Here is a 24,564-nt window from a genome sequence, read left to right on the forward strand (position 1 = left end):
TTTTCTGGCATAATCCGGCCCACTTTTTTCGCGGTAGTAGTGCACGACTTTCTACTACAAAACGTTTGGAGCACACTCGGCCACTGGCCGACGGGGAACCTCATGACGCAAGCCAATAACGCCGTGTACACCGATCTGAGTGTTGATGATCTGGTAAAAGAAGCCCTGAACCGCGGTGAAGGCGAGCTTGCCGATACCGGCGCTCTGGTTGTTCGCACCGGTCACCGCACCGGCCGTTCGCCAGTCGACCGTTTCATCGTCGAAGAGCCTTCCACCCAGGCTGCCATTGCCTGGGGCCCGATCAACCGCAAGTTCCCGGCCGACAAGTTCGACGCGCTGTGGGCTCGTGTTGAAGCATTCAACAACGCGCAAGAGCATTTCGTTTCCCACGTGCATGTAGGCGCGGCCGAAGATCACTACCTGGCCGTGAAGATGACCACCCAGACTGCCTGGCAGAACCTGTTCGGTCGTTGCCTGTTCATCAACCCGGCCCAGTACAACCCGGCCGGTCGCGAAGAGTGGCAAGTGCTGAACGTCGCCAACTTCGAGTGCGTGCCAGAGCGTGACGGCACCAACTCCGACGGTTGCGTGATCATCAACTTCGCCCAGAAGAAAGTGCTGATCGCCGGCATGCGTTACGCCGGTGAAATGAAGAAAGCCATGTTCTCCGTGCAGAACTTCCTGCTGCCGGCCGCTGACGTGCTGCCAATGCACTGCGCTGCCAACATCGGCGAAGAAGGCGACGTGACCCTGTTCTTCGGTCTGTCGGGCACCGGCAAGACCACTCTGTCCGCCGACGAAAGCCGTTACCTGATCGGTGACGACGAGCACGGCTGGGGCGAAGGCGTTGTCTTCAACATCGAAGGCGGTTGCTACGCCAAGTGCATCGACTTGTCCGAGAAGAACGAGCCGGTCATCTGGAAAGCCATCAAGCACGGCGCGGTACTGGAAAACGTCGTGATCGACGACGCCAAGCACGCCGACTACGCCGATGTCAGCCTGACCCAGAACAGCCGCGCGGCCTACCCGCTGGAGCACGTTGCCAAGCGTTCCGAGAAGAACCTGGGCGGCGAGCCAAACGCTGTGATCTTCCTGACCTGCGACCTGACCGGCGTCCTGCCGCCAGTGTCGATCCTCAACGAAGAACAAGCGGCCTACCACTTCCTGTCCGGCTACACCGCTCTGGTGGGCTCGACTGAAATGGGTTCGGGCAGCGGCATCAAGTCGACCTTCTCCACCTGCTTCGGCGCACCGTTCTTCCCGCGTCCGGCCGGCGAATACGCTGAACTGCTGATCAAACGCATCCGCGGCTTCGGCTCCAAGGTCTACCTGGTCAACACCGGCTGGACCGGTGGCGGCTACGGCGTCGGCAAACGCTTCAACATCCCGACCACCCGCGCGGTGATCGCAGCGATCCAGAGCGGCGCGCTGATCGGTGCAGCCACCGAGCACCTGGACACCATCAACCTGGACGTGCCACTGGCCGTACCGGGCGTCGAAACCAACCTGCTCAACCCACGCAACACCTGGGCTGACAAGGCTGCGTACGACGAAGCTGCCAAAGCACTGGCCGGTCTGTTCATCGAGAACTTCAAAAAGTTCGAAGTGAGCGACGCGATCAAGGCTGCCGGGCCTAAGTTGTAAGGTTGGGTTTGTAGCGAATGAAAAAGCCGCCTCTTGAGGGCGGCTTTTTTGTGGGTGACGGGTTGGATCTCATTGTCAGATCAACTGCCATTATTCCCGCACAATCCGTGTTAAAGAGCCAGAATAATGCTACTTAAGGAGCCGCGAATCCCCTGAGCATTTTCTCTCCAGCCAACATGGCCATTGCCGTCTGGTATGCAGCACTCGTAGTACTTCCACAACATCAACTTTGATTGCGTAGATGATGACGTAGTTTGGAGTGACGACGATTTCGCGGGTACCTTCCGCGATACCTTTTCGGTACAGGGCTGGGTGCTGGCGAGCGCTTTCTCCTTTCAGTTCGAAGGCCTCATCGAGTTCAATCGCTGCAACGGGATTTTCCTGGCTGATACGCTCCATGATGTTGTCTCGGTCATCCAGCGCTTCTTGGCGCCAGACCAACCTCATCAACGTGCTCGCTGACGAAGGGCATCCCGTTTGGCGGCAAATATCCTGCGAGCGTCTTCATCGCTGACGCTGGGTCTTGGGTCATCAATGCTGATTTGTACCTGTTGCTTGACCCATTCTTCATACGCAGCTGCTTCATGAGCTTGTTTCATCGCTTCGGCGCGATCAGGGCGAGCATAGGTTTTTATCTGTAGGGGGTCGTAACTGGAGGCGTCCACATCGAAGTGATTGATGCCCACTCCTTGCAGGTAGGTCACCAGTGTTTCAAGCCGCTTGAACAGACGTACCTGGCCACTGCGTTGTGCGGTCAATGAGTATTCTTTGCTTCCTTGCTGAATCTGAATCGACCAGCCACCGGGTTTGGCGACGATATGTGCGCTACTGATCGAACCGTTCTCAAACAGCCGCGTGAGAGTGCTGTGATCAATGGTTTCAGTGGTCATGAAGGCAAGCCCTTGGTTGAACAATGGCTCCCATCGTACGCAATCAATAATAGTTTGCAAAATTCTGATCCTTAAGTTTCGCGCCGGAGATGTCAGCGTCAGTGTTCGAGATAGGGGCAGACAGTTCTAGCTGTGAACACGCCTGCCGAGGAATTCGTCAGGCCGGCGCTTTCCAGTTGAGCATTCGTTGCTGGGCGACCTGGAGCAGGTCATAGCCGTCTTTGGTGAGAAGGTAGAGCGCGTGCGTGATGTGCGGGATGTCTTCTACGTCGGCGTGTTTGAAGCAGAGGCAGTAGAGGGTTTGCAGCAGGTCGCTTGAGGCGCGCAGGCGCTGGACGGCGCATTCGAGGATGTCTTGCGGGTTGGCCTCGGTGTCGATGACCAGGGGCTTGGTGTCGGTTAGATTGGAGTCGAGTGGGCGGTAGCGATCGGAGTGGAGCTCGTTCCATGATTTCATTTTTTCTATCTCTGCAGGCATCGATGAACCGCTGCTACCGTGACCAAGCGGTGGAGGCGGACTGTGTTCAAGTTGGTCAAACCGGCAGAGATAACCCGGTACGCCGAAGCGTCCCAAACACAGCCCGCCATAAAACGTGCCGACAGAAAGAGCTCAGCAGCATACAAGGGCATGTATCAGTTATCTCTGTTTTTCAGGTGACCAAACCTGAATCGCTGATTGGGCAGCGACACTCACAACTATAGATTTGGGCTAACAAGCGCCGATAGAAGACAAGGCGTCGCTGCGTGTAGGAACGGGATGCAGATTCCGGCAGGCTGTTCCTACAGTTCAATCACGGTTTTCAACGAATCGCCCGATACCCCTCAACATCCAGCACACTCGTGGTCAGCCCGTTCGCCGGGCTGTAGATCGTGCCTTTCACCGTCGAAAACGGTACGCCTTTGCTGCCCAGCGAAACGTAGCGTTCGCCTTGATCCAGCTCGGTGAACCAGGTGTAGGAGCACTTCTCCATGGCCTTGTATTTCGCTGCCGCGTTGACGATGGCGGCGGCGTGGTTGCGAAGGTCGGCGTCGGTGAGGTTGAGGTTTTTGTCGAGGGTAGTGCCCCAGCGTTTCAGGCAGACCTCGGCAAAGTGGCGGACGATGAGGCCGGGTTCGGCCAGCACTTTTGGACCACTGTTGCCGTCGGCGGAGGCGTTGCCGACCAGGGTGGCGTGACGGCCGGGCATGGGGAAGATGCTGGTCTTGGTGCCGGTCGCGGTTTGCGGGATGACGCAACTGAAGCCCTTGGAGCGCTCATCCCGCGCATAGAAACCCACATATTCTTTTACGTTGCTGTTGAGCTTTACCCGTTGGTCCTGAAAGTTGCCAATACCTGGTACCGGGTCGATGGCAAAGATATTCACTGGAATGTTTTTCAGTGCACTGTCGTTGAACATGGCATTGGCCAGCATATGGCAACTGATACCGCCGCGGCTCCAGCCCACCAGATTGACTTTTGTTGGAATAACACCGTCCTTGCGAAAGGTTTTAATAATCTGTTCCTGTAACTTCTGTTGCGTGACGCTGCGATCGCCATAGTTATATTTGCGCCACAGCCAGGAACCTTCGACTTTTACATCTTCAATCGGAATGCCGGCGGCTTTTAGGCGGTTGTATTCCGCCTCTGTCAGTTTTTCGCGCTGCCAGTCGCACTTGCCTTTGATGATGTTCATCGCGTGCAGGACGTTTTCCTCCCAGCCCTTGCCGAACAAGGTCCCGCTGAGGCCGTAGTCCTTGGATTGGGTGAACAGTTCATCAGCTTGCAGGTTGCTGGTGCCGGGGCCATCGACCACGATCCATTCGGCGAACTCGCGACCGACGTGATGAGAGGCAAGTGTGGAAACCAATTCACCGTCCCAATAGTTTTCGTGGGTGTCATCAAATTTTGTCGAACCTGTACCGCAAAAGAAAATAGTCAGCGTAGTCATGTTGTTGCTCTTGGTTGATGTAAGAGCAAACAGGCTAGTTCCGATCTTTGTTGTAATGGAAGTGATGGGTTGTTGCGAGCTTTGTAAGTTGCTCAGCTGGCTTTAACTATTTATTCGTTGTCTGGCAACTTCCAACAAGTCACAGCCGTCCTGCGTCAGCAGATAAAGCGCATTGACGATGTTGGGGATGTCTTTCACGTCGGCTTGTTTGAAACACAAGCAGTAAAGAGTTTCCAGCAGATCACTGGCGGCACGCAGGCGTTGATCGGCGGCATTGAGCAAATCACCCGGTGCTGCTGCGGTGTCGATGACCATGACCGGGTTGTCGCCGTCGCAGGTTTTGAGAGGGCGAAAACGAGTATTCAGCGGTGTGAACATGTTCATGATTGAGGTGTGTCCTTTACGAAGTCGCTTCGGCGGGCCGACACAATGTTTTCAGTCGCGCCGGCCACTATAGAAGGGCGCCGTCGAGTGGGACAAGACAGCCACAATGGACAGAATTCGTAGGGGTTTTTCCGGGGTTCGGGCATTTGCCCTACGCGTTTTTGCGGCTTTTTCACAGCCAAACCCTGATGGGCGAAATTTCCTACGTGTTTGTCGGGCGATTCCCGTTAAACATCTGTATGGTGCGCGCCAGAATCCGTGGGGTGTTTCCAGACGTCCGACACAGACTTAAAGGGAATTAGGTATGCAGTGGCTACGAATGGCCTCGATTGTTTTGCTGTGGGCCAGTGGTTGTCGTTTGGCGTTGGCCTCCGAGGCGGGCAATGGACTGGTGCTCACGCAAGTGGAGCGCACAGACTGGCCGGATGCACTCACGACCCAGGCCAGCATCGACACGGCGTCCCGCGCCGAAGTGCTGATGTTCGGCAAGGCACTGCTGGCCAGCGAAGGCCTGGATGAGTCCGGGCTGAAACAACGTCTGGGCGTGCCGCATGTGCAGCTCAAGTCGATCCGCCGGGTGCGTGACGGCCTATGGGATCGTTTGCTCACCACCTATCGCAACGCCAGCCAGAACTGCGACGAGCAAGCGTTCTGTCCTCGGGTGCGCAGTGTCGCCGACCTGCGTCAGTTGGCGACGGCATTCACCGGTGATATCAGCCCGGCCCATGCACTGTGGGCCAGCAAAAGTCAGGGCGCGCATGAGCAGCTATTGAACGAGCAATTGCGAGTGGCGGTGTTGCAGCCGTAGTCCCGCCGTCACAGTCCCGCCGTCACGACGTTGGCCAAAGGCTGGAGGTCGTCGGGTATCATCCCGTATCGATTTGACCCCGACCTTTTCTCGACGCGCTGCGATCGCCCGCTAGGCTGTTGGCATCACAGCGGTCAACGGAGTGACAGCGAATGCACAACACCCTGGAACAGGTTTTCGGTTATCCACAGTTTCGACCCGGCCAGGAGACAGCAATCAGCGCCGTTCTCGCCGGGCGCTCGGCGGCGGCGATCTTTCCCACCGGCTCCGGCAAGTCCCTTTGTTACCAGGTGCCGGCACTCCTGCTGCCACACCTGACGCTGGTGGTCTCGCCGCTGCTGGCGCTGATGCAGGATCAGCTCGAGTTTTTGCGACGACACGGGATTTCGGCAGGCAGCATCGATTCGGCGCAGAGCCGCGAAGACGCCAACGATGTAATGGCGCGCGCCCGTTCGGGCGAACTGAAGATCCTGATGATTTCCGTGGAGCGTTTGAAGAACGAGCGCTTTCGCAACTTTTTGCAGCAGGTGCCGATCTCGCTGCTGGTGGTGGACGAGGCGCACTGCATCTCCGAATGGGGCCACAACTTCCGCCCCGACTACCTCAAACTGCCGGACTACCAGCGCCAGTTCAACATCCCGCAAACCCTGCTGCTGACTGCCACGGCAACGCCGAAAGTGATCGCCGACATGCAGGCGAAATTCGCCATCGCGGCAGAAGATGTGGTGACCACCGGTTTCTATCGACCCAACCTCAATCTGCTGGTCGAGCCGGTGCGTGGGCAGGACAAGCGCCGACGGCTGGTGGAGTGGATGAGCGAGCGCGCGGGCCAGCCGAGCATTGTCTACGTCACGCTGCAGAAAACCGCCGAGCAGATTGCCGAACATCTTGAGCGCAATGGCATTCAGGCCGAGGCTTATCACGCCGGTTTGCCCCATGAGCAACGGGACGGGATCCAGAAGCGCTTCATGGGCGGGCAGTCCAATTGCATCGTCGCCACCATTGCGTTCGGCATGGGCATCGACAAGAGCGACATCCGCAACGTGGTGCATTTCGACCTGCCCAAATCCATCGAAAACTACAGCCAGGAAATCGGCCGCGCCGGACGTGACGGGCAGCCCTCCGACTGCCTGGTGCTGGCCAACCGCGACAGCCTCAACGTGCTGGAAAACTTCGTGTATGGCGACACGCCGGAACAGGACGGCATTCGTCATGTGCTCGACGAGTTGCAGGCCGCCGCGCCCGAAGGCCAATGGGAATTTCTGCTCGGGCCGCTGGCGGACCAGAGCAACATTCGTTCGTTGCCTCTGAAGACGTTGCTGGTGCAGCTTGAGCTGCGAGGACTGATTGCCCCGCGCTACGCGTACTACGCCGAATACCGTTTCAAATACTTGCTGGAGCCCGAGGCGTTGCTTGAGCGTTTCGAGGGCGAGCGAAAGGATTTCGTCGCCGCGATCATCCAGACCTCAAGCCGCGCGCGCACCTGGGCCACGGTGAATTTCGAGGCGATGTACGAGCAGTATTCAGCCGAGCGCAACCGGGTGGTGAAGGCGCTGGATTACTTTCAGGAAAAGGGCTGGGTCGAGCTTGAGAGCAAGCAAATGACCGAGGTCTACAACGTCCTGCGCGGCGATTTCGACAGCCAGGCGCTGAGCGCTGAACTGCATGACTATTTCACCCGCCATGAGCAAACCGAAGTGGCGCGGATTCACGCCATGCTCGAGCTGTTCGCCACCGAGCGATGCCTCGGATATCGGCTGGCCGAATATTTTGGCGATCACAATGCACCGCAGCAGTGCGGACATTGCTCGGTGTGTCACGGGCAAGTCGCGCGGCTGCCAGCACCTCCGGAATTGCCGACGCTTGTGGATAAAAATTTTGCGACGTTGTGTGGCGATTTTATCCACAGGCACCAGCAGCACGCTGGCAGCGCTCCGTCGGCGGAGCGGTTGACCCGGTTCCTGTGCGGAATCAGCGTACCGTTGTTTACCAAGCTAAAGGCCCGGGCCATTTCCGGGTTTGCGGCGCTGGAAGAATATCCCTACGCGGAGGTTCGGGCCTGGGCTCAGGCGCATCTGTGAGGTCTCGAATCCATCTGGTGAATGTCGATCATCACGGCAATGAACTTCAAAAATGCCCGGTGGCTGACTATGGTGATGGCTGTCTTCGGATCGCCAACAAGAGAACAACATGAGCCAGACATCCTTCGCTATTCAGCAGGCCGCCGTGATCGGCGCCGGCACCATGGGCCGCGGCATCGTCATGTGCCTGGCCAACGCCGGCGTGTCGGTGCAGTGGGTCGATAACAATCCACAGATGCTCGAGCAGGCGCTGGCCACCGTGGCCGATACCTACGCGCACAACGTGCGACAGGGACGGATCGACCAGGCCGAGGCCGATGCGCGGATTGCCCGTATCAGTGCGGCGCCAGACTATGTGGCGATCCGCAATGTCGACCTGGTGATCGAAGCGGTGTACGAGAATCTTGAGCTCAAGCAGAAGATCTTCCGCGAGCTCGATGGCGTGCTGAAGCCCGAAGCGCTGCTGGCGAGCAATACCTCGGCGCTGGACATCGACGCCATTGCCGCCGCGACACGGCGTCCGACCCAAGTGCTGGGCCTGCATTTCTTCAGCCCGGCGCACATCATGAAGTTGCTGGAAATAGTCCGTGGCGCGCAGACATCACCGGCTGTGCTTGAGGCTGCGCTTGAGCTGGGCAAGCGCATGGGCAAGGTCAGTGTGGTGTCGGGTAACTGCCACGGTTTTATCGGCAACCGCATGCTCCATCCGTATGTGCTCGAAGCGCGCAAGATGTTGCTCGAAGGGGCGTATCCGCATCAGGTCGATGCGGCGTTGCAGAGTTTCGGTTTCGCCATGGGGCCGTTTCGCATGTACGACGTGGTCGGCATCGATCTCGAGTGGCGTGCCCGCGAGCTCGCCGGCAAGGGGCAGGACGCGCCCGAGGTTCAGGTGGATAACCGCTTGTGCGAACAGGGTCGCTTCGGTCAGAAGTCCGGCAACGGTTATTACCACTACGAGCCGGGCAGTCGTCAGGCCGAGCATGATCCTGAGGTCGATGCGCTGGTGTTGAGCGTCAGCGAAGGCTTGGGATTTCATCGGCGGGATATCGGCTCGGAGGAGATCCTTGAGCGGTGCCTGCTGGCGTTGGTCAATGAGGGCGCGAAGATCCTGCAGGAAGGGATTGCCGAGTCGGCGCATGACATCGATCAGGTTTATCTGAATGGCTACGGCTTCCCGGCGGAGCGGGGCGGGCCGATGGCCTGGGCGGATGATCAGGGTCTGGCCGACATTCACAAGCGATTGCTGGCGCTGGAGACCCGGCAGGGCGATCACTGGCGTCCGGCGCCATTGATCGGCGAGCTGGCGGCGCGAGGCAAAGGTTTTTACCTTTAGACTGGGCAGATCACTCCAGGAATCGACACTGATGTCCAACCCTATGCCGCAACGCAGCGATTACCCGCACTTCCAGCCGATCACCACGCGCTGGCATGACAACGACGCCTACGGCCACGTCAACAACGTCACCTATTACAGCTTCTTCGACACGGCGGTGAACACGTACCTGATTCAGCTCGGAGGGCTGGATATCCATGACGGCGAGGTGGTGGGATTTGTGGTGAGTTCGTCCTGCGACTACTTCGCGTCGATCGCTTTTCCGGATCGAATCGAGATTGGTCTGCGGGTCGGCAAGCTGGGCAACAGTTCGGTGCAATACGAACTGGCGGTGTTCAAGGAAGGAGAGGTGGAAGCCTGTGCCGCCGGACGTTTCGTGCATGTATTCGTCGACCGGGCGTCCAATCAGCCGGTGTCGATTCCGGCCCGATTGCGCGAAGCGCTGGAACGCCTGACGGTGTGACGGACAAAAAAAATCGCAGCCCGGGGGAGCTGCGATCTGGGGGTATCAGCTAACGAGGCCAGGCCTCAGTCGCGATAGTAGCGGTGGTGCTTGCGATGGCCATAGGCATGGCCACGACCTGGGTGACGGTCACGGTAGTAGCGACGATCATCATGGCGACGATCGTAATGACGATCATCGTCATCGCTCTTGTTGCCCATGTAGTTGCCCAGCGCGCCACCCGCGCCGCCGCCGGCTGCTGCGCCGATCAGGCTGCCGGTGGTGCCGCCCATGCTGCGGCCGACCACGTTGCCGCCGGCTGCGCCCAGCGCACCGCCGATGGCTGCTTCGCCACGGCTGCGCTTGTCGGCGCCCACCGCACTACCACCCGCGCCGCCCAGGGCTGCGCCAATGGTTGAACCTGTACTGCCGCCTAGCGATTGACCGACGACCGAGCCAAGAACCCCGCCCAATGCGCCGCCCACACCTGCTTCGGTGGTGCCTCCGGCAGAAGCGAAGCCACTGACCAGGCCAAGGGACAACAAGAGAATCGAGGAGAACTTCATAGAGGAGCCTCAAAGGGATGACGGCGCGATCCTGAGGCTCTGGAATGGGCGTGACAATCAAAATCCGACGAATAGCACGACCTGTATACAATTCTGCAAGTTGCTGATTTTTGGGCGGAACTTAACCGATTTTCGCCGGTCTTTAGCTACTTCGGACAGGCCGCTTTGATCACAAAGCGGCCTTTTTTGTGGGCGTTTGAAAAGTGTCTGCGAGATCTATCGAGTCTGACTTTCGGACGCGGAGCGTCCACGGCTGCGCTCCCACGCAGAGCGTGGGAGCAATCAGAATCAGGCCGACTTGGCCATGATCAGCCCCGTTTCACTCGCTGCTTCCAGGCGAATGGCAATGAACTTCGACGTCGGCGTATGGCTGCCATCGCCGGTGCTTTCCAGCGGCACCAACGGGTTCACCTCTGGGTAATAAGCCGCCGCCTGCCCCGCCGGAATATCGAACGCCAGCAGCGTGAAGCCCTTCACCCGACGCTCGCGACCATCGTCCCACAGCGACACGATGTCAGCCTTCTGCCCCGGTTTGAAGCCCAGGCGAATGATGTCCGCCTCGTTGGCGAACAGCACATCACGTTGCCCCTTCACCCCGCGATAACGATCGTCGAGACCATAAATCGTGGTGTTGTACTGATCGTGGGAACGCATCGATTGCAGGATCAGGTCCGGCAGTTTGCCGGTGGCGCGGGTGCGTTCGTGGATCAGATCCTTGGGCAGCATGTTCGGTTTGAAGTTGGCCCGACCCGACGTGGTGTTCCACTTGCGCGCGCCGGCGCTGTTGCCGAGGTAGAAACCACCCGGGTTCTTGACCTTCTCGTTGAAATCCTTGAAGCCCGGGATGGTGTCGGCGATCAGTTCGCGGATACGCCGGTAGTCGGCCACCAGCCAGTTCCAGTCCACCGGTTTGCTGCCCAGGGTCGCGGCGGCAATGCCGGCGATAATCGACGGCTCCGAGCGCATCTGGTTCGACAGCGGCTGCAACTGACCGTTTGAGGCGTGCACCATGCTGAACGAGTCTTCCACGGTGACGGCCTGCGGGCCTTCGGTCTGGATATCGATGTCGGTACGGCCCAGGCACGGCAGGATCAACGCGTCCTTGCCGTGAGCCAGGTGGCTGCGGTTGAGCTTGGTGCTGATCTGCACAGTCAGGTCGCAGTTGCTCAGGGCCTGGAAGGTGCGCGGGCTGTCCGGCGTGGCCTGGGCGAAGTTGCCGCCCAGACCGATGAACACCTTGGCGCGACCTTCGGCCATCGCATGAATCGCTTCGACCACGTTGTGCCCGTTGTGACGTGGCACCTTGAACTGGAAGCGGCGCTCGAGGGAATCAAGGAACGCCACCGGCGGACGTTCGTTGATGCCCATGGTGCGGTCGCCCTGCACGTTACTGTGGCCGCGTACCGGGCACAGACCGGCGCCGGGTTTGCCAATGTTGCCGCGCAGCAGCATCAGGTTGGCGATCTCCTGGATGGTCGGCACCGAGTGGCGATGCTGGGTGATGCCCATCGCCCAGCACATGATCACGTTCTTGCCTTTGGCGTACATGCGCGCCGCTTGCTCGATTTCCACCAGGGTCAGGCCGGACTGGGTGACGATCTGCTCCCACGGTGTGTCATCGACGACGCCGAGGTATTCCAGCACATTGACGCTGTGTTCATTGAGGAAGTCGTGATCGAACACCGCCGGTGCGCCGGCCTTCTGCGCCTCGCGTTCCCATTGCAGCAGGAACTTGGCCATGCCGCGCAGCACCGCCATGTCGCCGCCCAGCGCCGGGCGGAAATACGCGGTGTTGGTCGGCTTGTCGCCGTTGGTGAGCATTTCGATCGGATGCTGTGGATGCTGGAAACGTTCCAGACCCCGCTCTTTCAGCGGGTTGACGCACACTACCTGGGCGCCGCGTTTGACTGCTTCGCGCAGCGGTTCGAGCATGCGCGGGTGGTTGGTGCCCGGGTTCTGGCCCCAGACGAAAATCGCATCGGCGTGTTCGAAGTCGTCGAAGGTCACGGTGCCTTTGCCGACACCGACGCTTTGCGCCAGCGCCACGCCGCTGGCCTCGTGGCACATGTTCGAGCAGTCGGGGAAGTTGTTGGTGCCGAAGGCGCGCACGAACAGTTGATACAGGTACGCCGCTTCATTGCTGGCGCGGCCGGAGGTGTAGAACTCGGCCTGATCCGGACTCGACAGCGCTCGCAGGTGTTTGCCGATCAGCGCGTAGGCATCGTCCCAGCCGATCGGCTTGTAGCGATCGGTTTCGGCGTCATACACCACTGGCTCGGTCAGGCGACCCTGATATTCGAGCCAGTAGTCGCTCTGTTCGAGCAACGCGGTGACGCTGTGCTTGGCGAAGAATTTGCCGTCCACCCGGCGCTTGGTCGCTTCCCAGTTCACCGCCTTGGCGCCGTTCTCGCAGAACTTGACCATGCCGCTTTCCGGCGAATCGCCCCAGGCGCAGCCCGGGCAGTCGAAGCCGCCGTTCTGGTTGGTCTTGAGCATCATGCGCAGGTTTTTCAGGGCGTTGTCGCTGGTCAGCCAGGCCTGGGCCACGCTGATCAGTGCGCCCCAGCCGCCGGCTGCGCCCTTGTAAGGCTTGTAGCGTGGGACGGGTTTCTGGTCGGCTTGATGGTGTTGGCTCACGAGTGTTTCTCCATTTCTGGGCTATACACCCGCGGCGCGTTCTTTTGCGGCAGGTGGATGAGATTGAGGTTGTGGCGTCGGGCCCATTGCACGGCGAGGCCGGTGGGCGCGGACAGGCTGACCAGGGTCTGAATCCCGGCCCGCAAAACTTTCTGGATCAATTCGAGGCTGCAACGGCTGGTGACAATCGCCAGGCCGCCGGCTGTGGATATCTTTTGCCGGATCAGGCCGCCGATCAGCTTGTCGAGGGCGTTGTGCCGGCCGATGTCTTCGCGGCCCAGCAGCAATTCACCGCTGGCGTTCATGAACACCGCCGCGTGCACCGCACCGCAATGCTGGCCGAGCGGCTGAAAAGCGCCGATGTGCTGGCGCAGACCGTCGAGCCATTCGATGGGCGGCAAGGGGGCGCCGGGTAAAACCTTGAGGTCAGGCAGCGCCTGCTCTACCGCTTCCACGCCGCACAACCCGCAACCGCTGGTGCCGGCCAGTTGCCGACGCTGCTGTTTGAGGTTCCAGAAAGCGCGGTTGGCGATGGTCACTTGCGCGTATTGCGCCGAGCCCGAGCCGGTCAGTTGCAGGTCGTAGATGTCCGAGGCGTCTTCGATGATGCCGCTGCCGAGGCTGAAACCGACGATGAAGTCTTCAAGGTCGGTCGGCGTCACCAGCATCACGGCCTGACTGATGCCGTTGTAGGCAATCGCCAACGCGACTTCTTCGGCCAGCGCGGTGCTGGCCGATTCCGCGAGGGGGAGATCGCTGTAGCTGTAGGTCTGACTGGCGGCTGGCGCGGGCGTTTCGAGAGCAGGCGCCGCGCAGGCCGGGCGCTTGGCGTTCATGGCATCACCGACGGATTGATCAACGTTAAGACTAGGCGCGGCAAGATGTCGCGTCTAATCGCTAGTGTCGATCCTTCGATAGATTCCGTCGATCAAGCCTCCGCTGGTGATTTTTGATAGAGCGCGAAACAGGCCTCGGCCAACGCCGATCGTGGGGCGCCGCGACGCATGATCAGCCCTAGTCGGGCAAGGGTCTGGGCGTTTTCGATGGGTTGCAGGCGCAGGTTATCCGTGAGGTTTTCCAGGCCGCCATCGAGTGGCATCACCGCGCAGCACAGCCCGCCGTGCACCGCTTGCAACAATTGGTGAACGGCGTCGGTTTGCAGCAATGGCTGTGGGGTCAGGCCGCGACTGTGGAAGTTATGGTCGATGGACTGGCGAAAGTGCATGCCACTGGTGAGCATGCCCAGGGGCAGTTCGATCAGTGATTCCCAACTCAGCGGCGCTTCGCCAAAGCTGAAGAACCGCTGGTCGTAGAGCAGGCCCATCTGCGTTTCACTGAACGCCAGGGATTCAAACCGCTCGCCGTCGAGGCGGTCCAGGTAGGACACGCCAATGTCGATGCGATTGTTCGCCAGTTGCTCCAGAACCTGTTCCGAGCTCAGCGAGGACAGCTCGAAGCGCAGGTTCGGGTGTTGCGCGTGCAGGCGCTGCATCAACGGCAGCGCATCGAAACTCGACAACGGCACCACGCCCAGCCGCAGGGTGCCGATCAGATTGCCGCGACAGGCCGCCGCTTCCGCCTGCAAGCCGTCGTAGGCCGCCAGTACCGTGCGCGCCCAGGCCAGCACCCGTTCGCCCGGCGCGGTAAAGCCTTCGAAACGCTGGCCACGGTTGACCAATGGCAGGTCGAGTTCTTCTTCGAGGCTGCGCAGGCGCATCGACAGGGTCGGCTGGGTGATGTGGCAGCGGGCGGCGGCCTGGCCGAAATGGCGGGTTTCGTCGAGGGCGATGAGGAATTTCAGCTGCTTGATGTCCATCTTCGCTCCGGGGCGCTGGCAAGGGTGGGCGATTCTACCGCTTGCGCGGGGGCAGGGTCATTGGTCGGGCCGCAACCGGGTTTGTCCAGGGTGGTCTAGGCTTGGGCGTCTGGAACTTAAATCAAGGAGTGTGCGCGATGAGTCTTTTGAGCTTTGTGAAAGAGGCCGGTGAGAAGTTGCTAGACCTGTTGACCCCTGGCAACGCCAATGCCAGCGAGCAATTGAAGGAGCACATCAGCAAGGTCGGGTTGGGTAACCCGAATGTTCAGGCGACCGTGGACGGTGACAAGGTGACGGTCACCGGTGAAGTGGCGAGCCAGGAAGAGAAAGAGAAGATTCTTCTGGCAGTGGGCAACATTGCCGGTGTCGGCAGCGTCGATGACCAGATCACCGTGACCGGGCCGGTTGTGGCGGCGGCGCGTTTTGTGGTCGTGAAGAAGGGCGACACCCTCAGCGCAATTTCCCTGGCGGTGTATGGCAACGCCAACCAGTACAACAAGATCTTCGAGGCCAACAAGCCACTGCTGTCACACCCGGACAAGATTTATCCGGGGCAGACGCTGCGTATTCCCGAGTAACCGCAGATACCGCTATCGCGAGCAGGCTCGCTCCCACATTGGAATGCATTTCAGTTGTGGGAGCGAGCCTGCTCGCGATGGGGACGATGCGGTCTACAGGCCCGCAATCAAATCCCGATAATCCTCGACCGCCGCAAACTCCCCGGTGTCCTTCGGCCCTTTGCGGCTGTCCGGCTCTTTCACGGCCAACAGATGCGCCACGCCGAAATTCCGTGCACTGCGCAGGATCGGCAAGGTGTCGTCGATGAACAGACTACGCGCCGGGTCGAAGTCGATGTCGGTCTGTAACGCGTCCCAGAATTGCGGGTTCTCCTTGGGAAAGCCGTAGTCGTGGGAGCTGATCAGCCGTTCAAAGTATGGCGCCAGTTCGATTCGTTCCAGTTTCAGCGACAGTGAATCGCGATGCGCGTTGGTGATCATCACCACGCGTTTGCCGGCTCGTTTGATCGCTTCCAGAAAGGTGTCGGCGTCCGGGCGCAGGGCGATCAGGTGGGCGGTTTCCAGTTTCAGTTCACGCACCGACAGCTTCAGTTCCGCGCTCCAGAAGTCCAGGCAGTACCACTGCAACTGACCGGCATGGCGCTCGAACAGCGGCTGCAATTCCATTTCCGCCATGGCCCGGCTCACGCCGTGCAGTTCGGCGTAGCGCTGCGGCAGGTGTTCCAGCCAGAAGTGGTTGTCGAAGTGCAGGTCCAGCAATGTGCCGTCCATGTCGAGCAGAACGGTATCGATGTCGGACCACGGTAATGAAGGCATGGCAACGTCTCGAACGGTAGAAAGATATCCGACGCAAACAATCGGAAAAGCCGCGTTATAGTAGCGCGTTCACGCCAAGGAGCTTTGCATGCGCCAGAAACCCACCGTACTCGCCCGCGAGATCGTCGCCACCAGCCGGCTGTTCTGCGTCGAAGAGCTGAAGCTGCGTTTCTCCAACGGCGTGGAACGCACCTACGAGCGGCTGGTCGGCAAGGGCGCCGGCTATGGCGCGGTCATGATCGTGGCGATGCTCGATGCCGAGCACGCCGTGCTGGTCGAGGAATACTGCGGCGGCACCGACGAATATGAACTGTCGCTGCCCAAAGGCCTGATCGAACCCGGCGAAGACGTGCTGGCTGCCGCCGAACGCGAACTCAAGGAAGAAGCCGGTTATGGCGCGCGACAACTGGAGCATCTGACCGAGCTGTCGTTGTCCCCCGGTTACATGAGCCAGAAAATTCAGGTGGTGCTGGCCACCGATTTGTACGAAGAGCGCCTCGAAGGCGATGAGCCCGAGCCGATGCGTGTGGACAAGGTCAACCTGCGAGAGCTGTCGACGCTGGCGCAGAATCCGAATTTCAGTGAGGGGCGCGCCCTGGCGGCGTTGTACCTGACCCGCGACCTGCTGACCCAGCGCGGATATTTCCAGTCATGAGTGAGATGCCGATGAGTTTTCCCCATCCGTTGATGGCGCCGGTGGTCGAGCTGGCACTGCGGGCCGGCGAGGCGATCCTGCCGTTCTGGCGTGCCGGTGTGGCCGTCACCGCCAAGTCCGATGATTCGCCGGTGACGGCGGCGGACATGGCCGCGCATCACGTGATCGTGGCCGGCCTGACAGCGCTGGATCCGAGCATTCCGGTGCTGTCCGAAGAGGACGCCAACATCCCGCAAAGCGTGCGCGCGAGCTGGCAGCGCTGGTGGCTGGTGGATCCGCTGGATGGCACCAAGGAGTTCATCAGCGGCAGCGAAGAGTTCACCGTCAACATCGCGCTGATCGAGAACGGCCGGGTGGTGTTCGGTGTGGTGACGATGCCGACCAACGGTCGCTTCTACGTCGGCGGAGCCGGGCTTGGTGCCTGGCGCGGCGACACGGGCGGCACGCCAGTGACAATTCAGGTTCGTGACGTGCCGGGACCTGGCGAAGCGTTTACCGTGGTTGCCAGCCGCCGTCATTCGAGCCCGGAGCAGGAACGCTTGCTCGCCGGATTGAGTGCCAGCCTTGGAGAGTTGCAACTGGCCAACATCGGCAGTTCGCTGAAGTTCTGTCTGCTGGCCGAAGGTGCTGCCGATTGCTACCCGCGTCTGGCGCCGACTTCGCAGTGGGACACGGCGGCGGCGCAGGGCGTTCTGGAAGGGGCGGGTGGCGAGGTGCTGGACCTGAGTGGCGAAGCGTTCTGTTATCCACCACGAGAGTCTTTGTTGAACAGTTTCTTCCTGGCGTTGCCGGCGAAAGCAGCATGGCGGGCGAAGCTGCTCGAACTCGCCCGCTCGTAAGCGCGCTCAGTCTTCAGCGGTGCAGGACGTACTGCCCGCTGAAGGTCACTGCATCCTCATCGCTACCGGCATTGATGACCCGCGTATGCAGAGTCAATCGCGCCCGTCCGTAACGCTGATACATCGCCAGAAATTTCTTCCACTGCGTTGCACTCGGTGACGGGCAGATCGCAATGGCATCGCCGGTCACAGGCAGTGGATAACTGATCTGTCCTTCCTGAATCACGATGTGCCCGTCTTCGATGCCTTCTTCTTTCAAACGCAAGTGCAGCCAGCCCCAGCCGGCCAGCACCGCGCCGCAATACAGGCTGCCACCGAACATGGTGCTCTTGTGATTGACGTTGGCGTCCAGCGGCAGATGCAGGCGCAGTTGCTGTTCCTGCCAGTCGAGCACCTTGAGGCCCATGTCCCGGGTCAGCGGGATGTCATGGTGAAGAACCGATTCCAGATAACGACTGTCGTGCTTCATGCCCGGACCTCTTGCGGCAGAAAAGTGAATTGAGCGTGCTTCATTCGGATTCGTCGGAATGGCCGCCGCTGCCAGCGAAATTCAGCCCGTGCTTGCGCAGTTTGTCGTGCAGGGTCTTGCGCGGAATGCCCAGGGCTTCGGCGAGACTGCGCACGGAACTGTGAGAGCGGGCCAGTTCGGCGGCGATCAGGGATTTCTCGAAGTTTTCCACTTGCTCGCTGAGCCCGCCCGCCGTGATTTCGACGGTGGTGCCGGGGCTGCCATCGGGCTGCGTGTTGTCCAGTGCCAGTTCCAGACCGAGGGCAAAACGCTCCGCCGCGTTCTGCAATTCCCGCACGTTGCCCGGCCATGAGTGCCGCAGCAGCAACGCCCGTTGCGCCGGTTGCAGTTCATGCGGTGGCAGACCATGACGGGCGCTGGCTTCGTCGGCGTAATGCTGGAACAGCATCAACGCGTCTTCGCCCCGTTCACGCAGGGGCGGAATGCGCAGCGGCGCCACATTGAGGCGGTAATACAGGTCGGCCCGGAATCGCCCCTGATCCGCGGCCTGGCGCAGGTCTTCCTTGGTGGCGGCGATGACGCGGATGTCCAGCGGGATCAACTGATTGCCGCCCAGACGCTCGACCACGCGCTCCTGCAGCATGCGAAGCAGTTTGACCTGCACATCCATGCTCATGCTCTCGATTTCGTCGAGGAACAGCGTGCCGCCATTGGCGAATTCGAACTTGCCGATCCGGCGCTTTTGCGCACCGGTGAAGGCGCCGGGTTCATGGCCGAACAATTCGCTTTCGACCACCGACTCGGCCAACGCCCCGGCGTTGATCGCCACAAACGGGCCGTTACGCCGACTCGACAGATCATGCAGGGCGCGGGCGACGACTTCCTTGCCGGCGCCGGTTTCGCCGAGGATCAGCACGTCGGCTTTGGTCGCCGCCAGCGCGCCGATCTGCTCGCGCAGGCGTGACATCGGCGCGGACTGGCCGACCAGCCGCGCGCTCAGTTCGTTGCGATCACTCAGGGCCATGCGCAGGCTGCGGTTGTCCAGCACCAGACGCCGCAGGGCCAGGGCGCGGCGCACGCTGTCGAGCAGGGCGTCGCTGGCGAAAGGTTTTTCCAGAAAGTCATAGGCACCGGCGCGCATGGCCTGCACGGCCAGTGGCACGTCGCCGTGGCCGGTGATCAGCAGCACCGGCAGCTCGGGATCCTGAGCGTGAAGTTCATGGAGCAACTCAAGACCATCCATGCCAGGCATACGAATGTCGCTGACCACCACGCCCGGCCAGTCGCGCTCCAGTTGCGCGGCCAGGCCCTTGGCTTCGGACAGCGGGAGAATTTTTAGGCCGGCCAGATCCAGAGTCTGGCCCAAGGCCTGACGCAGGTGCGGATCGTCGTCGATCAGCACCACCTGAATGCGGTTGTCGATGGTCATGCGCTTCGATCCTCGGACGGTTGCAGGCTGACCCCGGGCGCGCCGGCGCGCAGCCGCAGGGTGATCAAGGCGCCACCTTGCTTGTGGTTGGCGAACGACAGTTCACCACCGAAGGCGCGCATCAGGGTTTCGCAAATGGCCAACCCCAGACCCAGGCCTTGAGTGCGGGTCTTGGTCGTGTAAAACGGTTCGCTGGCACGGCCCAGGGCTTCCATGCAGAAACCCGGGCCATTGTCGCGAATGTACAGGTTGACGCCGTCATCGGTGGATTCGGCACTCAGCCACAATTTGCGCGGCGGGCCTTTCTCGGTCAGGGCGTCGAGGGCGTTGGCCAGCAGATTACCCAGCACCTGGCGCAGACGGGTTTCCCCGGCCTCGACCCACAGGGTGGCGGCGGGCAGGTCACGGATCAGCTCGACATCCATGCTGCGGCGACGTTTGGCCAGCAAGGCGAGCGCGTCGTCCAGCGCCGGTTGCAGGGCGACACTTTCCGGGGCGTGGCGGTCGCGACGAGCGAAGGCGCGCAGGTGAGCGATGATCGAGGCCATGCGCCCGGTCAGCTCGCTGATCAGTTTGAGGTTGCCTCGGGCGTCTTCGGTGCGTTCGTGGTCGAGCAGCACTTCGGCGTTTTCGGCGTAGCTGCGGATCGCCGCCAGTGGCTGGTTGAGTTCGTGGCTGATGCTCGCCGACATCGTCCCCAGCGCCGACAGTTTGCCGGCCTGCACCAGATCGTCCTGGGCGCGCACCAGTTCCTGCTGGGCCTGTTCGCGTTCCAGCACCTCTTGCTTGAGGCGCCGGTTGAGGCCTTCGAGATCGCTGGTGCGTTCGGCAACCCGGCCCTCAAGTTCCCGCCGGGCCTTGGCTTCGAAGGCGATCCGTTCCAGGTAATGACGACGACGCTGCATCATCAGGCCCAGCAACAACATGACTACCAGCAAGGTGGCGCCGCCGATCGCCACCACCGTGCGCACCGGTCGGTCGATCAATGTGCGCGGGGCAAGAATGCTGACGCTCCAGCCGGTTTCCGCGATCTCTTGGGTCTGCGGCAGCCACGCGGTCGGGCTCAGGTTCAGCGGGCGTGGCTCGCGGGTCGGGTAGGGCTGGATCGCGGTGATCGCCGCGCGCTCTGCATCACTCAGGGTACGGGTCGCGCGAAAGCGCCATTCCGGGCGCGAGGTGAGGATGACCACGCCGTTGTGGTCGGTCACCAGCAGTTGTTCCGGGGTTTTGCCCCACAGGCTTTCGGTGTGGTCGAGGTCAACCTTGATCACCAGTACGCCGATGATTTTTTCGCCGTTGCGCACGGCGGCGGCGAAGAAATAGCCGCGTTTGGCGGAAGTGGTGCCCAACCCGAAGAAGCGCCCGAGACGGCCGGCCATCGCTTCGCTGAAATAGGGTCGGAACGAGAAATTGCGCCCGACGAAGCTGTCGTGCTTGTCCCAGTTCGATGCAGCGAGCGTCTGACCGTTGGTGTCCATCAGGTACATGACTTCGGCGCCGGTCTGCGCAGCGATGTTCTTCAACAGGCGGTTGGCGTTGCCCTGGGTCACACCGTCGTCCGGCGCCCCGAGCACCGCGCGCAGGGCCGGCAGGTCGCCGAGGATTTGCGGCAGCACTTCGTAGCGATGCAGGGTGCCCAGCAGGTTGGCGACGTAGAGGTCGAGGGTCTGGCGGTTCTGGCCGGCCAGTTCGCTGCGGTAATAGCGCTCGGCGAGATGCTCCAGCGGCCACAGCAGCGGAGCCAGACACAGGGCCAGCAGGGCGAGGCTGCGCCAGCGGGGGCGACGGGGAAGGGTCGGAGTCATGAGCATCGGGCGCCTGTGGGTACAGGCGCATTATGCCTAGGCTTGCCCGGCAAGACACTCGTGCAGCGCGGTTTGCCAGTCCGGCAGACTGACGCCCCACTCACGCTGCAGGCGACTGCAGTCCAGACGCGAATTCAAGGGACGTGCAGCAGGCGTCGGATAGTCGCTGGAAGGGATCGGTATCAGTTCTGCGCACGGTTTGCCCTGTTCACGCAGCGCTGCGCCAATAGCCTGGGCGAAACCGAACCACGAGGTATGCCCGCCGGCCGTCAGGTGGTAGGTGCCCCAGACCCCGGGTTGCCCTGACTGCCAGCGTTCGATAAGTGCCAGGGTGCTCTGGGCAATGGTGCCCGCCCAGGTGGGGGCTCCGACCTGATCGGCGACGACCCGCAATTGTGGTTTTTCCTGGAGCAATCGCTGCATGGTCAACAGGAAGTTCCGGCCATGGGTGGAGTAAACCCAACTGGTTCGCAGAATCAGGTGTTGCCCCTGAACGTCGGCGATGGCTTGCTCGCCTGCCAGCTTGCTTTTGCCATAGACACTCAGCGGGGCTGGTACATCGGATTCGTTGTAGGGCTCTGGCTGGCTGCCGTCAAAGACGTAATCGGTGGAGTAATGAATCAGCGGCGCACCAAGCCGTGCTGCTTCCTCGGCCAAGACACCGGGCCCTGTCGCATTGATGGCGAAAGCCAGCTCGGGCTCGCTTTCTGCCTGGTCGACTGCAGTATGGGCCGCAGCGTTGATAATCAGATCGGGAGCGATCTGTCTGACCTGCTGGCGGATTTGCGCGGGCTGAGCCAGGTCAAGCCGGTCACGCCCGAGCACGATCAGATCGCCTGTATCGGCCAGGCGCAACTGCAGCTCTTTCGAGACCTGACCCTGCTGTCCACAGATGAGGATTTTCATGGGAACAGGTCAGCCTCGTTCAGGCTTTTACCGTTCTGATCCTTGGCCGAGAGCTGCGGAGCAGATTCGAGTTGCCAGTCGATGTCCAGCGTCGGGTCGTCCCAGCGAATACATCGCTCGGCAGACGGCGTGTAATAGTCGGTGGTCTTGTAGAGAAATTCGGCAACCTCGCTCAGCACGACAAAACCGTGGGCGAAGCCTTCGGGTATCCAGAGTTGGCGACGATTGTCTGCCGACAGGCGCAGGGTGAGCGATTTGCCGAAGTGCGGCGAGCTGCGCCGGATATCCACGACAACGTCGAGCACTTCACCGACGGTCACTCGCACCAGTTTCCCCTGGGTGTTTTCCAACTGATAGTGCAGACCACGCAATACGCCTTTCTGCGAGCGCGAATGGTTGTCCTGTACGAACTGCGCATTCACGCCCGTCGCTTCGGCAAACGCCTTGGCATTGAAGCTCTCGTAGAAAAAGCCGCGTTCGTCACCAAACACTTTGGGTTCGATGACCATGACGCCGGGCAGATCGGTTTCGATCACGTTCATTGGTTTTCTCCGGCAATCGAATACAGGTACTGGCCATAGCCGGTCTTGCCGAAGTACTGCGCGCGCTCGAGCAGATGTTCGCGGCTGATCCACCTGTTCAGATAGGCAATCTCTTCCAGGCACGCGACTTTGAGGCCCTGGCGGTGTTCGATGGTCTGCACATACTGGGAGGCTTCAAGCAGGCTGTCGTGAGTACCGGTGTCGAGCCAGGCGAACCCGCGTCCGAAACGCTCGACCTGCAGATCGCCACGCTGCAAATACGCGTTGTTGACGTCGGTGATTTCCAGTTCGCCACGCTGCGATGGTTTGACTGCCTTGGCGATCCTGATCACGTCGTTATCGTAGAAGTACAGACCCGTCACCGCGTAGCTGGACTTGGGCTTTGCGGGTTTCTCTTCGATGGACAGGGCGCGCCCTTCGCTGTCGAAGTCGATCACGCCGAAGCGCTCTGGATCCTTGACCCAATAGCCGAACACTGTTGCGCCTTGAGGTTTGCGGGCGGCTTTCTTCAACTGTTCGCTGAAGGATTGGCCGTGGAAAATGTTGTCGCCGAGAATCAGGCACACCGGATCATTACCAATGAACTGCTCGCCGATCAGAAAGGCCTGGGCCAGTCCGTCGGGGGATGGCTGCTCGGCATAGCTGAACGAGACCCCGAACTGGCTTCCATCGCCCAGCAGGTTGCGGTATTGCGGAAGATCCTGCGGGGTGGAGATGATCAGGATGTCCTTGATCCCGGCCAGCATCAGCACCGAGATCGGGTAATAGATCATCGGTTTGTCGTAGACCGGCAACAGCTGTTTGGATACGCCGAGCGTGATTGGATGCAATCGTGTGCCGGAGCCTCCGGCGAGAACTATGCCCTTCATCATGCGAGCAGATCCTTGATGTCGGTGGAACCCAGGCGTTCGCCCTGATAGCTGCCGTCCTGAACGCGTCGGCACCATTGAAGATTGTCCAGATACCACTGAACGGTTTTGCGCAGGCCGGTCTCGAACGTTTCTTCAGGGACCCAACCCAGTTCGCGTTCGATCTTGCCGGCGTCAATGGCGTAACGCAGGTCGTGACCGGGACGGTCCTTGACGAAAGTGATCAGGTCAGCGAATCGAGCGAAGCCCTGAGGCTTGTTGTTCGGTGCCAACTCTTCGAGCAATGAGCAGATGGCGTGCACCACCTCAATGTTCTTTTGTTCGTTGTGTCCGCCAATATTGTAGGTTTCACCCACCGCGCCTTCGGTGACCACTTTCAACAGCGCCCGGGCATGATCGTCGACGAACAGCCAGTCACGGACTTGCTGACCGTTGCCATACACCGGCAGTGGCTTGCCGGCCAGTGCGTTGAGGATCACCAGCGGGATCAGCTTTTCCGGAAAGTGGTAGGGCCCGTAATTGTTCGAGCAATTGGTCAGCAGGACGGGCAGGCCATAAGTGCGGTGCCACGCCCGGACAAGATGATCGGACGCCGCCTTGCTTGCGGAATAGGGCGAGCTGGGGGCGTAGGGAGTTGTTTCGGTGAACAGATCGTCGACGCCATGCAGGTCGCCGTAGACCTCGTCGGTCGATATATGGTGAAAGCGGAAGGCACTTTTTTCCGGCTCGGCCAGGCCCTGCCAGTAGGCACGGGCCGCTTCCAGCAGGCTGTAAGTACCGACGATATTGGTCTGAATGAAGTCCGACGGCCCATCGATGGATCGGTCGACATGGGATTCGGCAGCCAGATGCATGATCGCATGAGGCTGGAAGCGCTTGAGCAGGGTGCTCACTGTGGACTGATCGACGATATCGGCTTGCACAAATTCGTAACGGCTGTTGTCGGCGATGCTCGTAAGCGATTCGAGATTGCCGGCGTAAGTCAGTTTGTCGAGGTTCAACACATCGTGAGCCGTGTTGCAAATCAGGTGGCGAACCAGTGCGGAGCCAATGAAGCCGGCACCACCGGTGACGAGAATACGCATGCAGGTTGGCCTTTTTCCGTAAGACGTTAAAGCGAGTGGAGCATAGCTTGTCGGCAGGGGAGTGGCGGCACAAGAGGGTTGCCCGCGGTATTTTGTCCGCGC

At 60.5% G+C, this 24,564-nt stretch carries 25 protein-coding genes; 8 read left to right on the forward strand and 17 right to left on the reverse strand.

The window, feature by feature from the left end; genetic code table 11:
* The first annotated feature begins 102 nt into the window (after positions 1–102).
* On the forward strand, positions 103–1,644 hold the full coding sequence (locus tag ABFB52_RS02375; RefSeq protein ID WP_007952682.1) for a phosphoenolpyruvate carboxykinase: 1,542 nt from the start codon (positions 103–105) through the stop codon (positions 1,642–1,644).
* Positions 1,645–1,773: 129 nt separating this feature from the next.
* Here ABFB52_RS02375 and ABFB52_RS02380 read toward each other — a convergent pair whose 3' ends face one another.
* The 5 genes from ABFB52_RS02380 to ABFB52_RS02400 form a co-directional block, all read right to left on the reverse strand.
* Positions 1,774–2,091 (reverse strand): type II toxin-antitoxin system RelE/ParE family toxin, encoded by a 318-nt coding sequence (locus tag ABFB52_RS02380; protein WP_129974188.1) that lies wholly within the window; start codon positions 2,089–2,091, stop codon positions 1,774–1,776.
* The gene (locus ABFB52_RS02385) at positions 2,091–2,534 is read right to left on the reverse strand and encodes a hypothetical protein (protein WP_039764743.1); all 444 of its coding nucleotides are present in this window, start codon (positions 2,532–2,534) and stop codon (positions 2,091–2,093) included. Before ABFB52_RS02385 ends, ABFB52_RS02380 begins: the two co-directional genes overlap by 1 nt.
* A gap of 157 nt (positions 2,535–2,691) precedes the next feature.
* Entirely contained in the window at positions 2,692–2,991 is a 300-nt protein-coding gene (locus tag ABFB52_RS02390; protein WP_007952679.1) for a hypothetical protein, read from the reverse strand.
* Between the two features lie 343 nt (positions 2,992–3,334).
* Positions 3,335–4,462: a hypothetical protein gene (locus ABFB52_RS02395; RefSeq protein ID WP_129974187.1), complete on the reverse strand. Its 1,128-nt coding sequence runs from the start codon at positions 4,460–4,462 to the stop codon at positions 3,335–3,337.
* Between the two features lie 102 nt (positions 4,463–4,564).
* Positions 4,565–4,846, reverse strand: a complete 282-nt coding sequence (locus ABFB52_RS02400; protein ID WP_007952677.1) for a hypothetical protein — start codon at positions 4,844–4,846, stop codon at positions 4,565–4,567.
* 304 nt (positions 4,847–5,150) lie between these two features.
* On the opposite strand from ABFB52_RS02400, the gene ABFB52_RS02405 reads away from it, so the two are divergent.
* From ABFB52_RS02405 to ABFB52_RS02420, 4 genes are all read left to right on the forward strand, one after another.
* On the forward strand, positions 5,151–5,654 hold the full coding sequence (locus ABFB52_RS02405; protein ID WP_346836115.1) for a polysaccharide deacetylase: 504 nt from the start codon (positions 5,151–5,153) through the stop codon (positions 5,652–5,654).
* A gap of 152 nt (positions 5,655–5,806) precedes the next feature.
* Complete coding sequence (locus tag ABFB52_RS02410) at positions 5,807–7,735, forward strand: ATP-dependent DNA helicase RecQ (protein ID WP_102717633.1); 1,929 nt, start codon at positions 5,807–5,809, stop codon at positions 7,733–7,735.
* Between the two features lie 109 nt (positions 7,736–7,844).
* Entirely contained in the window at positions 7,845–9,068 is a 1,224-nt protein-coding gene (locus tag ABFB52_RS02415; protein ID WP_102717634.1) for a 3-hydroxyacyl-CoA dehydrogenase, read from the forward strand.
* Between the two features lie 31 nt (positions 9,069–9,099).
* Positions 9,100–9,531, forward strand: coding sequence for a thioesterase family protein (locus ABFB52_RS02420; RefSeq protein WP_165369553.1), 432 nt, complete (start codon positions 9,100–9,102; stop codon positions 9,529–9,531).
* A gap of 65 nt (positions 9,532–9,596) precedes the next feature.
* On the opposite strand, the gene ABFB52_RS02425 is transcribed toward ABFB52_RS02420, so the two are convergent.
* The 4 genes from ABFB52_RS02425 to ABFB52_RS02440 form a co-directional block, all read right to left on the reverse strand.
* Positions 9,597–10,076 (reverse strand): YMGG-like glycine zipper-containing protein, encoded by a 480-nt coding sequence (locus ABFB52_RS02425; RefSeq protein WP_011331978.1) that lies wholly within the window; start codon positions 10,074–10,076, stop codon positions 9,597–9,599.
* Between the two features lie 288 nt (positions 10,077–10,364).
* Entirely contained in the window at positions 10,365–12,713 is a 2,349-nt protein-coding gene (locus tag ABFB52_RS02430; RefSeq protein WP_102687836.1) for an FdhF/YdeP family oxidoreductase, read from the reverse strand.
* Positions 12,710–13,549: a formate dehydrogenase accessory sulfurtransferase FdhD gene (gene fdhD / locus ABFB52_RS02435; RefSeq protein ID WP_129973503.1), complete on the reverse strand. Its 840-nt coding sequence runs from the start codon at positions 13,547–13,549 to the stop codon at positions 12,710–12,712. Before fdhD ends, ABFB52_RS02430 begins: the two co-directional genes overlap by 4 nt.
* 92 nt (positions 13,550–13,641) lie before the next feature.
* Complete coding sequence (locus tag ABFB52_RS02440; RefSeq protein WP_085746350.1) at positions 13,642–14,529, reverse strand: LysR family transcriptional regulator; 888 nt, start codon at positions 14,527–14,529, stop codon at positions 13,642–13,644.
* 137 nt (positions 14,530–14,666) lie between these two features.
* Here ABFB52_RS02440 and lysM point away from each other — a divergent pair, with 137 nt between their 5' ends.
* A complete protein-coding gene (gene lysM / locus ABFB52_RS02445; protein WP_039764611.1) occupies positions 14,667–15,107 on the forward strand; it encodes a peptidoglycan-binding protein LysM in 441 nt (146 codons plus the stop codon).
* A gap of 93 nt (positions 15,108–15,200) precedes the next feature.
* On the opposite strand, the gene yrfG is transcribed toward lysM, so the two are convergent.
* Positions 15,201–15,863 (reverse strand): GMP/IMP nucleotidase, encoded by a 663-nt coding sequence (gene yrfG / locus ABFB52_RS02450; protein WP_129973502.1) that lies wholly within the window; start codon positions 15,861–15,863, stop codon positions 15,201–15,203.
* Between the two features lie 88 nt (positions 15,864–15,951).
* Between yrfG and nudE the strand changes: the two genes are divergently transcribed.
* The gene (gene nudE, locus ABFB52_RS02455) at positions 15,952–16,518 is read left to right on the forward strand and encodes an ADP compounds hydrolase NudE (RefSeq protein ID WP_102687837.1); all 567 of its coding nucleotides are present in this window, start codon (positions 15,952–15,954) and stop codon (positions 16,516–16,518) included.
* 5 nt (positions 16,519–16,523) lie between these two features.
* Positions 16,524–17,357 (forward strand): 3'(2'),5'-bisphosphate nucleotidase CysQ, encoded by an 834-nt coding sequence (gene cysQ, locus ABFB52_RS02460; RefSeq protein WP_129973506.1) that lies wholly within the window; start codon positions 16,524–16,526, stop codon positions 17,355–17,357.
* Between the two features lie 13 nt (positions 17,358–17,370).
* Here cysQ and ABFB52_RS02465 read toward each other — a convergent pair whose 3' ends face one another.
* Genes ABFB52_RS02465 through rfbB form a run of 7 tightly spaced genes read right to left on the reverse strand, consistent with a single transcriptional unit; the run spans position 17,371 to position 24,462 of the window.
* Positions 17,371–17,826, reverse strand: coding sequence for a YiiD C-terminal domain-containing protein (locus tag ABFB52_RS02465; RefSeq protein ID WP_129973501.1), 456 nt, complete (start codon positions 17,824–17,826; stop codon positions 17,371–17,373).
* A 40-nt stretch (positions 17,827–17,866) separates the two neighbouring features.
* A complete protein-coding gene (locus ABFB52_RS02470; RefSeq protein WP_102687840.1) occupies positions 17,867–19,255 on the reverse strand; it encodes a sigma-54 dependent transcriptional regulator in 1,389 nt (462 codons plus the stop codon).
* Positions 19,252–21,060, reverse strand: a complete 1,809-nt coding sequence (locus ABFB52_RS02475) for an ATP-binding protein (protein ID WP_085746568.1) — start codon at positions 21,058–21,060, stop codon at positions 19,252–19,254. Before ABFB52_RS02475 ends, ABFB52_RS02470 begins: the two co-directional genes overlap by 4 nt.
* A 36-nt stretch (positions 21,061–21,096) precedes the next feature.
* Positions 21,097–21,966: a dTDP-4-dehydrorhamnose reductase gene (rfbD, locus tag ABFB52_RS02480; protein ID WP_085746354.1), complete on the reverse strand. Its 870-nt coding sequence runs from the start codon at positions 21,964–21,966 to the stop codon at positions 21,097–21,099.
* Positions 21,963–22,508, reverse strand: coding sequence for a dTDP-4-dehydrorhamnose 3,5-epimerase (gene rfbC, locus ABFB52_RS02485; RefSeq protein ID WP_085746355.1), 546 nt, complete (start codon positions 22,506–22,508; stop codon positions 21,963–21,965). Before rfbC ends, rfbD begins: the two co-directional genes overlap by 4 nt.
* Positions 22,505–23,380: a glucose-1-phosphate thymidylyltransferase RfbA gene (gene rfbA, locus ABFB52_RS02490; RefSeq protein WP_129973500.1), complete on the reverse strand. Its 876-nt coding sequence runs from the start codon at positions 23,378–23,380 to the stop codon at positions 22,505–22,507. Before rfbA ends, rfbC begins: the two co-directional genes overlap by 4 nt.
* Positions 23,377–24,462, reverse strand: coding sequence for a dTDP-glucose 4,6-dehydratase (gene rfbB, locus ABFB52_RS02495; protein WP_129973499.1), 1,086 nt, complete (start codon positions 24,460–24,462; stop codon positions 23,377–23,379). Before rfbB ends, rfbA begins: the two co-directional genes overlap by 4 nt.
* Between the last annotated feature and the right edge of the window lie 102 nt (positions 24,463–24,564).

Source organism: Pseudomonas sp. 9.2(2024) (genome assembly GCF_039695385.1).
Lineage (GTDB): Bacteria > Pseudomonadota > Gammaproteobacteria > Pseudomonadales > Pseudomonadaceae > Aquipseudomonas > Aquipseudomonas paraglycinae.